Origin of the sequence: Agarivorans sp. TSD2052, from assembly GCF_023238625.1 — a bacterium.
GTDB lineage: Bacteria > Pseudomonadota > Gammaproteobacteria > Enterobacterales > Celerinatantimonadaceae > Agarivorans.
In genome coordinates this window covers 442,124-455,372 of the sequence record NZ_CP096670.1, presented here as the reverse complement: position 1 = coordinate 455,372, position 13,249 = coordinate 442,124, and the positions used below count along the sequence as shown (strand labels likewise).

The window sequence follows — 13,249 nt, the reverse complement described above, 5'->3', positions numbered from 1 at the left end:
TAATCGGAGTGGAAGCGTAAATTAAGGTTTAAACTCACATTCCCATGACACAAGCCGTGACACGATGAATATCTATGAACTACTTATGAAAAAAATTTAGTCTGGTGAAACTGTTTTCACTACTCTGTTTATTATCAGCGGGATGATTGCACTTGCAGCGCTTACAGAACTGAATATCATAGTGTTCCATACTACGCTGTAATCGCAGCCCCCTAGAATAAGCAAACACATGTCAAATATAGAACAACAAATCGCCACTGATATTAGTGCAAGTTATCAACAGGTTAGCGCTGCAATCAAACTCTTGGATGAGGGCGCCACAGTGCCTTTTATTGCTCGTTATCGCAAAGAGGCCACCGGTGGCTTGGATGATGGACAACTGCGAACCTTAGAACAACGATTAAGCTACTTACGTGACATGCAGCAGCGTCGACTAAGCATTCTCAAATCAATTGCCGAGCAAGACAAACTCACCCCGCAACTTGAACAAGCGATTAACGCCACCAGCAGTAAAACCGAATTAGAAGATCTTTATCTTCCTTATAAACCTAAACGCCGCACCAAGGGACAAATAGCGATAGAAGCAGGCTTAGAACCGCTTGCCGAGGCATTGCTACAACAACCCGATACCGTTCCCGAAATACTGGCCGAAGAATTCATTAACCTAGAGGCAGGTTTTGCCGATAGCAAGGCGGTATTAGATGGCTGCAAATTCATCCTAATGGAGCGCTTTGCAGTGCAAGCGCCACTCTTGGCCCGTTTACGCCAGTACTTACTAAACAACGCGCAGGTTAAAGCGTGCGTGATTGAAGGCCAGAAAATAAACGGTCAAAAGTTTCAAGACTACTTCGACTATCAAGAAGCCATTGGTAAAATCCCATCACACCGCGCGCTAGCGATCCTTCGCGGGCGCAACGAAGGCGTGCTAAATCTTAGTGTCGAAGTAGAACAAACAGACGCGCTTAGTCATCCGGCCGAGCAAATTGTTCGTGACTACGTGCAACTAACACCTAAGGGTGTAGCCAGTGACCAATGGGTAAACTCGGTTGTGCAGTGGACGTGGCGGGTTAAACTCAAGCTACAGTTAGAAACTGAATTACTTAACCAACTGCGAGAGCGGGCCGATGACGAAGCGATCTCGGTGTTTTCACGCAATCTTAATGACTTATTGATGGCCGCCCCGGCAGGTCCCAAAGCCACCCTAGGTTTAGACCCTGGTTTACGTACAGGCGTAAAAGTGGCGGTGGTTGATGCGACTGGTAAACTCGTTGCCTACGACACAATTTACCCACATGCACCGCGTAATAATTGGCAAGGTTCGCTAACAACATTGGCAAGCTTAGTGACTAAATACCATGTAAAACTGCTAAGTGTCGGCAATGGTACCGCCTCGCGTGAAACCGATAAACTCGCCGCAGACCTAATTAGTATGTTGCCTCCGCAAGGCATTCAAAAAGTCATGGTTAGCGAAGCTGGAGCTTCGGTTTACTCTGCCTCAGAACTGGCTGCCAATGAGTTTCCAGATTTAGATGTGTCTATTCGTGGCGCAGTATCTATTGCTCGCCGCTTACAGGATCCCCTTGCCGAGCTAGTTAAAATTGAGCCAAAGGCCATTGGTGTCGGCCAATACCAACATGACGTAAGCCAAAGCAAGCTATCACTGCAGCTAGATAGCGTGGTTGAAGATTGTGTGAATGCCGTCGGTGTTGATATTAATATGGCGTCCGCGCCACTGCTGAGTTTTGTTGCTGGACTCAACACCACCATCGCACAAAATATTGTAACTTACCGCGATGAAAATGGTGCTTTTACATCGCGCACGGCAATAAAAAAAGTCGCCCGTTTAGGCCCTAAAGCCTTTGAACAAGCCGCCGGTTTTTTACGGATTAACCATGCAAAAAATGCCCTAGATGGATCAGCGGTTCATCCCGAGGCCTATCCTGTGGTTGAAGCGATAGCCAAACATAGTCAGTGCCAAGTGAGTCAGCTAATCGCCAATAACGAACGCTTAGATAAGCTAGACCCCAAACAGTTTACCAATGATAAGTTTGGTCTACCTACTGTTACTGACATCATTGCCGAACTCAAAAAACCAGGACGTGACCCTCGCCCAGAATTTGCTACCGCAACCTTTAAAGAGGGGGTAAACACCATCAATGATCTTAAACCCGCGATGCGCCTAGAAGGGGTAGTAACCAACGTCACTAATTTTGGTGCCTTTGTTGACGTAGGTGTGCACCAAGACGGATTGGTGCATATATCCTGCCTTGCCAACCATTTTGTTAAAGACCCCCATCAGGTGGTAAAAGCGGGTGATATTGTAAAAGTGAAAGTGTTGGAGCTTGAACCCCAGCGTAAACGCATTGCCTTAAGTATGCGCTTAGACGATGAAGTTCAGGCAAACAAAACGTCAAAGCCAGTGGCTAGCCAAACCAAGCAGCGATCAGCCCCTAAGCCAAAGGCCAACAATACAGGAAGCGCCAAACCCATAAACAGTGCCTTCGCTGATGCCTTTGCTAAAGCCAAAAAATAACCATTTTTTGGTCAATGGATACACTAAATGTGAGTTTATCGGTAAAGGTGTCGAGCAGCGCTGACTTTAGGCTTGTAAGCTAAACTGTGACTGTGGGCGGAATGCAGCAGCGCTGGCATAGCGCTGCTCAATGTTTTGATTACGTTGCTGCATTTGTTGAGCTATATCGGGGAAACGTTGTTGCAGCTGCTGGGCTTTATCTCGCTGTTGCGCCAACTCTTGCTCTACTGTAGTTAATCCATCTTCAGCGCCAGTTAGCGGCTCATCTGCTGCTTGCCCTTCGCTAAATTGGCTGCTACTTAATTGTTGTTGCGCCTCAGCCGCTTTTTGCTGAGCTTGGGCAGCGACTTGTCGGTCTTGACTTGACGGCTCGGCAGGCGCTAAAGCGGCACGTTGCACTTGTTCCATTTTAGCAATGGTAGCTTGCGGGTCACCGGGGATCTCGCTGGTGCTAATAGACACCTCGCCGCCAACGGCATACTGCTTGCCGTCGGGGCCACGTTCTAATTCTAATTTGGCAGCACTTGCATATTGCCCGCCAACCGCTTGATGTTGGGCTTCATGAATTCTAACTTCACGGTCTCTAGCGCTAAGCTCATCCACTTTCTTCTGCTCACTGTCAGTGAGCTCTTGTTGACCTTTTGGTGAAGCGCTAGCTTGATCTGAGTTTGACTCTTTGCCTTGCTGATCTGAATCTTTAGCTTGTTGTTGCTGCTGTTGTTCTTGGCCTTGCTCCCCTTGCTCACGAGCATGCGCCTCCCGCTCCTGCACCCTAGCTTGTTCTTGAGCTTGCGGATATTGGGCAGTAACTTGAGGTTTACTACGATCTTTCTCTGCGCCCACTTCAGGTTCTTTAGCAAAGGTGGCCACTTCTTTAGGTTGTTCAATAACTTGACGCAATTGATTATCGCGTCGCGCTGAATCGGTAGGCGGGCTGAGACTATTGGGGATGATATTAGGTAAAGAGACATTGATATTCATGCTAGGCCTCAATATCCAATAACGAACCCATCATTGTCGACTCGGTTTGAATTAACTTAGCGCCAGCCTTTGCGTACAACTCGGCTTGATTTAAGGAGACAATAGCATCAACCACTTGGTTTTGCTGGGGCTCTCGTCCAGCAGAGACCTCTGCCAGCGACTGAGCACTATCACTCACTTGTTTATTAGCGGTAGCTATGATTTGATAACCGCTGTTCGCTGCGCCAACCTGCATATGCCCCCCACAATGAGTTAATAATTTGCCTTTAAACGCCCTAATATTAGCAAATTGTTCACTTTTACACCACTAGTGAACGAGAAAAGTCTGTTACTCGTTCAGTAAATAACTGTTTCTCTGAAATAAAAGGCGCATGTGAAGAAGACTCAAAGCAATATTGTTGCGCACTGGGGGTTAACACGGCGTGCTCTAGCATCGCAGCCCTAGGAACGAGGGCATCACTGCGACCAAACAATTGCAACCACGGCACATCAATAGTGCTAGCAGCAGCGCGTAAGTCGGTTAATTGCAGCAGCTCTAAACCCTGCTGTAATGCAGCAAGCTTAGGTAAAGGCCGTTCAGCCAGTAAATGTCGTAGTTGTTTTATGTCTTGCTTCGCATGGCTACTGCCCATTGCTTGAATGGCTAAAAATTGCTGTAGAGTTTTACTGAAATCACGCTCTAGACCTACCGCAAAACTATCTAATACATTGGGCGCGATGCCTGGCCAGCCTTGCTTCGCGATAAAATGGGCTGAGCTAGCCACGCTAATTAAACCACGAATACGACGAGGGAAATCTATCGCCGCTTGCATCGCCACTAATCCACCTAATGACCAACCTAGCCAAATCGCTTGCTGCGGTACTTGCGCAGCCACCGCGTTCGCCATGTCACTCAAGTTCAATTGCTCTACAGCAGCAGAATGCCCAAAGCCCGGTAAATCAATCTGATAGAGGCAAAAATGCTCGGATAATAGCTCTGCCACAGGTTGCCACACCGCGCTATTCAAGCCCCAACCATGGATCATCACTAGGGCAGGACCATCACCTTGTCGCTCACAATGCAATTTGCTCATCTACACTTACTAATTAGTTATTCAGGAGCGCCAATGTTAACCAGTTTTAGCTCAGCTTTAAACCAGACTCTTGGTAATGCGAGGCAGTGTAGCTTTTGCCTACAACATAAAGAGACACAAGCAGCCTGCTGTGCTAGCTGCTATGCACTATTAGTGGCTAACCAAATGTGCCGTTGCCAACAGTGTTTTTTAAACATTGCCGAACCAGGTGTGTGTGGTCGGTGCCAAACCGAACCAAATGACTTTGATAGTGTATTTTGCTTAGGTGATTATCAATGGCCGTTAGAGCCAGTGATTAAAAACTATAAATATGCAAAGCAAATGCACCTAGTAAAACCGCTGAGTCAATTGCTATGGGCACAAGTCAAACAGCAACAAATTTGCTTACCCGATGTTTTTTGCTCGGTTCCGCTGCACTGGTTTAAACAATGGAGACGCGGCTTTAACCAAAGCGATTTGCTCTGCCAACAAGTGGCTAAACTTGCTCAGCGCCCCGTCGAACAGGTGTTAAGTCGGCCCCGTTATGGCCGTAGTCAAGCGGGCTTGAATCGACGCCAACGACAGCGTGCATTAACAGCCTGCTTCTCATCTAAAAGCACAATAAAATCAGCTCATTGGGTACTAATAGATGATGTAGTCACTACCGGTAGTACCGCCAATACCTTAGCAAAGTTGCTAAAAAATGCTGGAGCTAATAGAGTGGATATTTGGGCTATGGCAAGAACGCCGAACGCCAACACTAGCCGCGCTGATAAAAAAGCCGTACAATAAACCCTAGTATTTTACTCAGGTATCGAGGAAGCAGATGGTATCGATCTCAGAAACCGCTCAGCAACACTTTGTGAAGCTGTTAGAACAACAGCCTGAAGGCACCCACATTCGCGTATTTGTGGTAAACCCAGGCACCCCAAGTGCAGAGTGCGGTGTATCTTATTGCCCACCAGAATCGGTAGAGGAAGACGACACTCAACTGCCATTCTCTGGTTTTAAGGCGATGGTAGATGCTGCTAGCGTGCCGTTTTTAGAAGAAGCTGAAATTGACTTTGTTACCGACAAGGTTGGCTCACAACTCACCCTTAAAGCCCCTAACGCAAAAATGCGTAAAGTCGATGATGACGCTTCATTAATCGAGCGAGTTGAATACACGATTGAAACTCAGGTCAATCCTAACCTAGCCTCACACGGCGGAAAAGTGAGTGTGATGGAGTTAACTGAAGACGGAGTGGTAGTGTTACAATTTGGTGGTGGCTGTAATGGTTGTAGCATGGTAGACGTAACGCTTAAAGAAGGCATTGAGAAGCAATTGCTGGAGGCTTTTCCAGGCGAATTAACTGGCGTTCGTGATATTACAGAACACCAAGCAGGCGAGCACTCTTATTACTAGAAGTGGGTAAGCCACGGTCCTATTAAGCGCTATTTTAGAATGGCGCTTTTTTATTGACTTAAGGCCTTACTACTCGCCAATCACTAACCTGCATATTAATAAAACCAGCCTGCTGGTAAGCTTTTTCTATTTGACCTGCGCCTCTTAAGTGTTCAATACCTTTATCCAAAGCCCTTAGCATTTCTTTAGCATGTGGAAACGCTGCGCTCACCGCATACACCCGGCTATCGTTTAACGCCACCTTATAATGAGGGATCGGCAATAAACGTTCTCCTTCCACTAACAAAGCCATATCTTGCCCTGCTTGAAAGGGAGCAAGTAAAGCATCAACTCGTCCTTTTATCACTGAGCCATACATACCAGACCAACTACTAATACTGTGTAACTTAGCAAAATCTAATAACTGTAAGGTTTGCCAATCCACGGTCCATTGTTTGCTAGAAATTAGCGATAGCTGTTTAACTTCATCGTGGTTGGGGATGCGCTGCAATTGCAAAATTGGGTGATCAGCTCGCACATAAAGACCGGCAAAAAAATCGCCAGCCCGCACCATCTGAGCACTCATCAATAAATGTTGATTAGACGCCACATCCTTTGACCAAACAGTTGTTGCCGTGGCAGCAATTGAACCGTGTTCCAGCAATTTATTGGTTCTTAAGTAGCTATCAGACACCTGTAAGCTAAGCCCTTCTTCCCATCCGCCTAGAAATAGGGCCTGCTGAATGAGCACCAATTCAACCACATCTCTGCGGCTGCCCTGCCCAGAGAAGTCATCAATCAGTAATGGGTTTCGATCCAACAAAAATTGATGGTAATCGTGCAGTACATCTGTCGGTACCGCGAGCACAGCAACAGGTAAGCTCACGGGTTGGAGCAATTCATCCGCCCAAAGCCAAGTTGGCCAAATTAATCCTATCCATAGGGGGATGGCTAAGTACTTAGTCATTAATCGATCTTTCATGGGGGATTATCAGTAAATAATCATTAACTTAACGAAGGATAAATTATAACAAATTCAGTAGGTAAGCATCCACGCTTTACATCAATTAACTATCAATGAGTATGATAGAAGGCCTAGAAAAGAAGAATACGGTCATAGTGGGATATGACCGTATATTTGCGACTACTCGCCTTTTTGCGAACGAGACAGTAAATCTATCGCGGCTTGTTTCGGTGATTTAGCCTGATACAACACTTGGTAGACTTGCTCTACAATTGGCATTTCAACGCCAACGCGCTCAGCGAGCAAATACACCTCTTTGGTATTGCGGTAACCTTCTACCACTTGACCAATTTCAGCTTCAGCCTGCTCAAAAGACTTACCCGCCCCTAGTGCTAGACCAAAACGACGGTTACGGCTTTGATTATCGGTACAAGTCAGTACCAAGTCACCTAAACCAGCCATACCTTTAAAGGTCTCAGGATCGGCCCCTAAAGCAATACCGAGCCGCTCCATTTCTCGTAAGCCACGAGTAATAAGTGCGGTGCGAGCATTGGCACCAAAGCCTAAGCCATCAGCTAAACCAGCACCGATCGCAATCACGTTTTTGACTGCACCACCGAGTTGTACACCGACAATATCATTATTGGTATACACCCTAAAACTACGCTCACAATGCATCACCTTGGCTAAATAGCTAACAAAGTCAGCATCTGACGATGAGGCCGATATCGCAGTGGGTAAGCCCGCCGCTAATTCTTTTGCAAAAGTAGGACCTGAAATAACCGCCAAGGAACGTTGTTCACCTAGAACCTCAGTCGCGACCTCAGACAACAAATGGCCGGTATTCGCTTCTAAGCCCTTGGTAGCCCAAGCAACCCGTGATTGCTCAGTTAACATAGGCTTTATTTGACGCATCACGTCAGCAAAAGCAAAGCTAGGCACAACCACCAGCAAATTATCGCTTTGAGCAACAGCAGTCGCTAAATCAGCTTCTAACTCAAGGCTATCAGGAAAGGCAACCCCGGGTAAAAAGTCGCTATTTTCACGAGCGGCCTCAAGGGCAGCCACGTGTTCGGACTCATGCCCCCACAAAACTGTACGTTGACCATTACGAGCAATCGCAATAGCCAATGCGGTACCGTATGAGCCTGCGCCCAATACGGTCATGATTGCCTTAGAGTTAACCATTATGCGTCAGCTTTTGCTTCTTTTTGTTGCTCAGCTTGCTGTTGTACATAGTTTGCAAACAAGGCATCAAAGTTAACCGGTGCTAAGTTAATTTGTGGGAATGAACCACGGTTAACTAAGTTAGACACGGCTTCACGCGCATAAGGGAAAAGAATGTTAGGGCAGTATGCGTTAATCGCATGTGCAAGTTGTGGCTCAGGCATGTTACCTAAAGTGAAAATACCACCTTGGTGAACTTCACATAAGAATGCTGTTTTATCTTCAACTTTAGCGGTAACCGTTAGAGTAAGAACAACTTCAAACACGTTATCAGCAAGCTTGTTGCTGGTAGTGTCTAGGTCAACCTTAACTTCAGGCTTCCACTCTTGTTGGAATACTTGAGGAGAGTTCGGCGTTTCAAAAGAAATATCTTTTGTGTAAATACGTTGAATTGAAAATTCTACTTGTGGCGCTTCTGTCGTTGCTGCTTCAGCCATGATAATTACCTTTAATACATTTATTTAAATTTGTTTAATCGTTAATTGAACACTAACCACTAAATCACGATCTTACTTCTTAGTGACCGGTAAATTTGCTGACTTCCATTCGGTCATGCCACCGCGTAGGTTATACACGTTCTCAAAACCGCCTTTAGACAGCGCGTTGGCTGCTGAGCCTGAACGCATCCCTGTTTCACATACTACGATAATGGGGCTGCTCTTTAAGTTTTCAATAGGCTTAAAGTTATTAGCTTGTATTTGAGTTAAAGGAATGTGACGTGCGCCCGCAATATAACCCTTTTTAAACTCATCATTGGTTCTAACATCCACGATCACTGCGTCTTGTTTATTAATCAACAACGTCGCTTCATGATTGCCAACTGATTTAACTTTAGACAACATTGGTTGAATGAAACTGTAGATAACAGCACCAAACAAACCAACCCAAGCGAATGAAATGATAGGGTTATTTCCGACAAATTCGACAACTTGCTGCATAGTTCGAGTATTCCTAGTTAAGCAAATGGTTTGATATATTTGGGCGAGAGTATACACCCGAGCGCCAAGAATAGCAGCTATAGTAAACACTGAACGCTGCAAATTAGCCTAAGATTGAAAAGCCGCCTCTAAAAGTGACAAAAAACAACTAATCTCGGTTGAATTGCGCTCAATCAGGTGACTCAGCCCAAAAATGTAGTAATATTTCACGAATTCGTTTTTAACTTTTACATTTACCAATTAAGGAAATTGCAATGTCTGCAAGCAAAAAGCCTTTAGCACTAGTCATTATGGATGGCTGGGGTTACCGTCAAGATAGCGCCGACAACGCTGTAGCAAACGCTAAAACCCCAGTATTAGACAACCTTTGGAACACTGCTGCCAGCACGCTAATCTCGGCTTCAGGCCTAGATGTAGGCCTGCCAGATGGCCAAATGGGTAACTCTGAAGTAGGACACACGAATATCGGCGCAGGCCGTGTTGTGTATCAAGAACTCACCCGTGTTGGTAAATCAATTACAGATGGCGACTTTTTCACCAACGAAGTGTTGGTTGGTGCGGTAACTAAAGCAGTATCCGCCGGAAAAGCCGTTCACATCATGGGGCTATTATCTCCAGGCGGTGTTCACAGCCACGAAGACCACATGCTTGCAGCCATTGATTTAGCCGCTAAACAAGGCGCCAAAGAAATTTACTTACACGCTTTTCTTGATGGCCGTGATACGCCACCTCGCAGCGCGCAAGGTTCTATTGAAAAGTTTGATGCTAAGTTCGCTGAAATAGGGTCTGGCCGCATCGCTTCATTAGTAGGTCGTTACTATGCTATGGACCGCGATAACCGTTGGGAGCGAGTTGAAGAAGCCTACCAACTGCTCACTGAAGGCAAAGCTGATTATAACTACGCAAACGCAACTGAAGCGCTAGCGGCTGCTTATGCTCGCGATGAAAACGACGAATTTGTTAAAGCCTCAGTAGTGGGCGACACCGCTGCCACCATTAACGACGGCGACGCAGTATTGTTTATGAACTTCCGTGCTGACCGTGCTCGTGAAATATCACGCTGTTTTGTCGAAAAAGACTTCAGCGGTTTTGCGCGCGCCAAAGTCCCCGCTTGTGAGTTTACAACCTTGACTCAGTACGCCGCTGATATTGATGCCCCTTGTGCTTATGGCCCTAGTGACCTAGTGAACACCTTGGGTGAATGGCTAGAAAAACACAACAAAACGCAGCTACGCATTTCAGAAACTGAAAAATACGCCCACGTTACTTTCTTCTTCAATGGCGGCAAAGAAGATGCCTTTGTTGGTGAAGATCGAGAGCTAATCCCATCACCTAAAGTCGCCACTTACGACCTACAACCAGAAATGAATTCTGAAATGTTAACCGATAAGTTTGTTGCAGCGATTGAAAGCGGTAAATACGATGTCATCATCTGTAACTACCCAAATGGCGACATGGTAGGCCACACTGGCGTATACGATGCTGCGGTTAAAGCTTGTGAAGCGGTAGATCACAGTATTGGTCGTTTAGTTGAAGCGCTAGACAAGGTGGGCGGTGAGTGTTTGATTACTGCTGACCACGGTAACGCTGAGCAAATGGTTGACCCTGAAACGGGCGGCATTCACACAGCGCATACTAACTTACCAGTACCATTCATCTACTATGGCCGTGAAGCTACGCCAGTTGAAGGTGGTCGCCTAAGCGATATTGCCCCAACTATGCTAACTTTGATAGGCATGGAAACTCCAGCAGAAATGACTGGCAAGCCATTGATGAATTTGAAATAATGGCTTAATGAAAAAGCCCATTTCACATTCGAGTAAAGGCCTTATTCAGTCCTTTACTCGCCTGTTAAACGCCAGCCTCGTCGCTGGCGTTTTGCTATTACTGAGCCCCAACACCTTTGCTGACGAGCAACAGCAGCTACTTGATGTCCAGCAGCAGCTAAAACACCAGCAGCAACAACTCAAGCAGCGTAAAAATGATATCAATCAAGCACAAGAGCAATTACGTCAATACGAATTAGCCTTAGCCGATTCCAACCAACAACTCCGCAAGCTGAATAATCAACTCGCCCACTCTAAAAAACAACAACAGCAAATCGAAGCGCAAATGCAGCTGCTACAACAACAACTGCAGCAGCAACAACAAGCGCTTATTACTCAGCTCAACAGTGCTTACCGGCTTGGCCAGAGCGATTACTTGAAGATGTTACTCAATCAACAAGATGCCGCAAAACTAGAGCGCATGTTGCACTACTACAAATACTTAAGCAAAGCGCGTAGCGAAGCCTTAATTGCGGTGAACGACAAGCAATTAGAACTAAGCCAAACCAAGCAAAAACTGGCAGAAAACCAACAACAATTAGAACAACTGCTTAGTCAACAACAACAGCAACAACAGCAACATCAAAGCCAGCAACAACAACGTAAACAGCAATTAAGCCAGTTGAATAGCTTGCATAATACCGAGCAAAGCCGCCTTGAGCAGCTGCAAATTAACGAGCAACACCTTCAGCAGTTAGTGAGCGAGCAGATTGAGCAACAGCAACAATTAGCACTGCAACAAAATGTAGATAAAACCCCACTTAAGGGTTTGGCAAAAGCTAAAGGCCAATTACCTTGGCCTTTGAAAGGTAAAGTACTACATAGCTACAACAGCAAAAACCAGGGGCAAACACGCTGGCAGGGCATTGTTATTGATTCCCACCCCGGCACCGACATTCAAGCCATTGCCAGTGGCAATGTGGTATTTGCTGATTGGTTGCGTGGCTACGGCTTAGTCGTCGCCATTGATCATGGTGAGCAATACCTCAGCTTTTATGGGTACAATCAGAGCCTTAATGCCGAGCTTGGCCAACGAGTAAGCGCTGGGCAAACCATCGCTTATGCCGGTAATACGGGTGGACAAAGCACCAACGCGTTGTTTTTTCAAATTCGTCATCAGGGTAAAACTCAAGATCCGCGTAAATGGTTAAAATAGTTAACGGGTTATTTTTGCTTTTGGCCTGCACCCAGGCATTAGCCAGCCAATTAAGTATAATTATTGATGATGTAGGGAATAGTTATGCCGATTTACAACTCCTGCAGCTAGACCCAAGCATCACCTTATCAGTGCTTCCATCTAGCCCCTATGCTAAACAGATTGCTGCTCAAGCCGAGCAACAACAACGAGAAATAATGCTTCACCTGCCAATGCAAGGCAGTGGCAATTTAGCCTTAGGCCCTTATGGCTTAACAGACAACTTAGCAGAGCCTCAGTTTAAGCAACGCGTAGCGTCAGCGATAAACGATTACCCCGAAGCAAGCGGCCTGAATAACCATATGGGTAGCCAATTAACTCAACTTCCCACTGAAATGCATTGGTTAATGCAAGTATTAGCAAATAAGCAGCTGTTCTTTGTTGATAGCCGAACCCATTTGGCAAGCATTGCTGAAGATGTGGCTAAAGCCTACCGTGTGCCAGTGTTACGCCGCCATGTATTTTTAGACCATCACGACGAGCCTGCCGCGATTCAAAGACAATGGTTACAAGCCATTAAACTTAGCCGTAAATACGGCCACGCCGTATTGATAGCCCACCCCCGTGCAAATTCGGTAGCCCTGTTACAACAACTAGCCTTGCCCGAAGATGTCACGTTAGTCGGTTTACAACAGCGACTGGCCTCTGCCTTCCCCAGCCCGCAGCCCGCTACGCCTGACATTCAGTTAGTTGGAGCGACGACGCCAATACTTGAGCCACAAAACAACAAGGCGTTGTAGCCAGCACTAAGCCGCATAACATTGGCGAGTTAGTTGGTATCGTTCTCTAAGGCAATCAAATTGGCTAAGGCTTGCTGTTGAGTATCGCCACATACCCAATGCGCGGCTTTAAAGTCACTGCATACCTTGGGGCGTTCTGGCTGAGCAAATATTTTACATAAGTTGTCAGCATCTAAATGCTGACAACGCTCACCGGCTGGCTTATTTAACGATGTGATAGAGGGCGCAATACAGCAAGCGCCGCAGCCGAGTCTACACTGCATGTCTATTCTCTGTAGATGCTAAAGAGGAGTAGTCTAACAGATTAAGCACTTACAGAATGGATAAGCCAACTATATTGTTCGCCAATGCAAGCCCTCACCTTAGCTAACATGAGTCATCGATTCATAGTGTTCATCGATGAGCACAT

At 46.2% G+C, this 13,249-nt stretch carries 14 protein-coding genes; 6 read left to right on the top strand and 8 right to left on the bottom strand.

Going from position 1 to position 13,249, the window contains the following annotated elements; all coding sequences use genetic code 11:
* Positions 1–229 precede the first annotated feature (229 nt).
* On the top strand, positions 230–2,533 hold the full coding sequence (locus M0C34_RS02125; RefSeq protein WP_248714024.1) for a Tex family protein: 2,304 nt from the start codon (positions 230–232) through the stop codon (positions 2,531–2,533).
* Positions 2,534–2,599: 66 nt separating this feature from the next.
* Here M0C34_RS02125 and M0C34_RS02120 read toward each other — a convergent pair whose 3' ends face one another.
* From M0C34_RS02120 to bioH, 3 genes are all read right to left on the bottom strand, one after another.
* Entirely contained in the window at positions 2,600–3,514 is a 915-nt protein-coding gene (locus M0C34_RS02120; RefSeq protein WP_248714023.1) for a putative metalloprotease CJM1_0395 family protein, read from the bottom strand.
* A 1-nt stretch (position 3,515) separates the two neighbouring features.
* The gene (locus M0C34_RS02115) at positions 3,516–3,749 is read right to left on the bottom strand and encodes a hypothetical protein (protein WP_248714022.1); all 234 of its coding nucleotides are present in this window, start codon (positions 3,747–3,749) and stop codon (positions 3,516–3,518) included.
* A 64-nt stretch (positions 3,750–3,813) separates the two neighbouring features.
* Complete coding sequence (gene bioH, locus M0C34_RS02110) at positions 3,814–4,587, bottom strand: pimeloyl-ACP methyl ester esterase BioH (RefSeq protein ID WP_248714021.1); 774 nt, start codon at positions 4,585–4,587, stop codon at positions 3,814–3,816.
* Positions 4,588–4,620: 33 nt separating this feature from the next.
* Here bioH and M0C34_RS02105 point away from each other — a divergent pair, with 33 nt between their 5' ends.
* Together M0C34_RS02105 and nfuA are read left to right on the top strand one after the other, a co-directional pair.
* Positions 4,621–5,358, top strand: a complete 738-nt coding sequence (locus M0C34_RS02105) for a ComF family protein (protein WP_248714020.1) — start codon at positions 4,621–4,623, stop codon at positions 5,356–5,358.
* A 34-nt stretch (positions 5,359–5,392) separates the two neighbouring features.
* Complete coding sequence (gene nfuA, locus M0C34_RS02100; RefSeq protein WP_248714019.1) at positions 5,393–5,971, top strand: Fe-S biogenesis protein NfuA; 579 nt, start codon at positions 5,393–5,395, stop codon at positions 5,969–5,971.
* Positions 5,972–6,029: 58 nt separating this feature from the next.
* On the opposite strand, the gene M0C34_RS02095 is transcribed toward nfuA, so the two are convergent.
* From M0C34_RS02095 to M0C34_RS02080, 4 genes are all read right to left on the bottom strand, one after another.
* Entirely contained in the window at positions 6,030–6,917 is an 888-nt protein-coding gene (locus tag M0C34_RS02095) for a hypothetical protein (RefSeq protein ID WP_248714018.1), read from the bottom strand.
* 177 nt (positions 6,918–7,094) lie between these two features.
* A complete protein-coding gene (gpsA, locus tag M0C34_RS02090) occupies positions 7,095–8,102 on the bottom strand; it encodes an NAD(P)H-dependent glycerol-3-phosphate dehydrogenase (RefSeq protein ID WP_248714017.1) in 1,008 nt (335 codons plus the stop codon).
* Positions 8,102–8,578: a protein-export chaperone SecB gene (secB, locus tag M0C34_RS02085; RefSeq protein ID WP_248714016.1), complete on the bottom strand. Its 477-nt coding sequence runs from the start codon at positions 8,576–8,578 to the stop codon at positions 8,102–8,104. Before secB ends, gpsA begins: the two co-directional genes overlap by 1 nt.
* 72 nt (positions 8,579–8,650) lie before the next feature.
* Positions 8,651–9,079: a rhodanese-like domain-containing protein gene (locus tag M0C34_RS02080; RefSeq protein ID WP_248714015.1), complete on the bottom strand. Its 429-nt coding sequence runs from the start codon at positions 9,077–9,079 to the stop codon at positions 8,651–8,653.
* A 254-nt stretch (positions 9,080–9,333) separates the two neighbouring features.
* Between M0C34_RS02080 and gpmM the strand changes: the two genes are divergently transcribed.
* The 3 genes from gpmM to M0C34_RS02065 are packed head-to-tail and all read left to right on the top strand — an operon-like array spanning position 9,334 to position 12,840.
* Complete coding sequence (gene gpmM / locus M0C34_RS02075; RefSeq protein ID WP_248714014.1) at positions 9,334–10,866, top strand: 2,3-bisphosphoglycerate-independent phosphoglycerate mutase; 1,533 nt, start codon at positions 9,334–9,336, stop codon at positions 10,864–10,866.
* Positions 10,867–10,873: 7 nt separating this feature from the next.
* The gene (locus M0C34_RS02070; protein WP_248714013.1) at positions 10,874–12,061 is read left to right on the top strand and encodes a murein hydrolase activator EnvC family protein; all 1,188 of its coding nucleotides are present in this window, start codon (positions 10,874–10,876) and stop codon (positions 12,059–12,061) included.
* A complete protein-coding gene (locus tag M0C34_RS02065) occupies positions 12,049–12,840 on the top strand; it encodes a divergent polysaccharide deacetylase family protein (RefSeq protein WP_248714012.1) in 792 nt (263 codons plus the stop codon). Before M0C34_RS02070 ends, M0C34_RS02065 begins: the two co-directional genes overlap by 13 nt.
* 29 nt (positions 12,841–12,869) lie before the next feature.
* Here the strand turns inward: M0C34_RS02065 and M0C34_RS02060 are convergent, their stop codons facing one another.
* A complete protein-coding gene (locus tag M0C34_RS02060) occupies positions 12,870–13,103 on the bottom strand; it encodes a YkgJ family cysteine cluster protein (protein ID WP_248714011.1) in 234 nt (77 codons plus the stop codon).
* Between the last annotated feature and the right edge of the window lie 146 nt (positions 13,104–13,249).

Coding starts and splice junctions, on each gene's coding strand:
- M0C34_RS02095 (WP_248714018.1), bottom strand. CDS start 6,917: ATGACTAAGTACTTAGCCATCCCCCTATGGATAGGATTAATTTGGCCA.
- nfuA (WP_248714019.1), top strand. CDS start 5,393: ATGGTATCGATCTCAGAAACCGCTCAGCAACACTTTGTGAAGCTGTTA.
- M0C34_RS02105 (WP_248714020.1), top strand. CDS start 4,621: ATGTTAACCAGTTTTAGCTCAGCTTTAAACCAGACTCTTGGTAATGCG.
- bioH (WP_248714021.1), bottom strand. CDS start 4,587: ATGAGCAAATTGCATTGTGAGCGACAAGGTGATGGTCCTGCCCTAGTG.
- M0C34_RS02115 (WP_248714022.1), bottom strand. CDS start 3,749: ATGCAGGTTGGCGCAGCGAACAGCGGTTATCAAATCATAGCTACCGCT.
- M0C34_RS02070 (WP_248714013.1), top strand. CDS start 10,874: ATGAAAAAGCCCATTTCACATTCGAGTAAAGGCCTTATTCAGTCCTTT.
- M0C34_RS02065 (WP_248714012.1), top strand. CDS start 12,049: ATGGTTAAAATAGTTAACGGGTTATTTTTGCTTTTGGCCTGCACCCAG.
- M0C34_RS02125 (WP_248714024.1), top strand. CDS start 230: ATGTCAAATATAGAACAACAAATCGCCACTGATATTAGTGCAAGTTAT.
- gpsA (WP_248714017.1), bottom strand. CDS start 8,102: ATGGTTAACTCTAAGGCAATCATGACCGTATTGGGCGCAGGCTCATAC.
- M0C34_RS02120 (WP_248714023.1), bottom strand. CDS start 3,514: ATGAATATCAATGTCTCTTTACCTAATATCATCCCCAATAGTCTCAGC.
- gpmM (WP_248714014.1), top strand. CDS start 9,334: ATGTCTGCAAGCAAAAAGCCTTTAGCACTAGTCATTATGGATGGCTGG.
- secB (WP_248714016.1), bottom strand. CDS start 8,578: ATGGCTGAAGCAGCAACGACAGAAGCGCCACAAGTAGAATTTTCAATT.
- M0C34_RS02080 (WP_248714015.1), bottom strand. CDS start 9,079: ATGCAGCAAGTTGTCGAATTTGTCGGAAATAACCCTATCATTTCATTC.
- M0C34_RS02060 (WP_248714011.1), bottom strand. CDS start 13,103: ATGCAGTGTAGACTCGGCTGCGGCGCTTGCTGTATTGCGCCCTCTATC.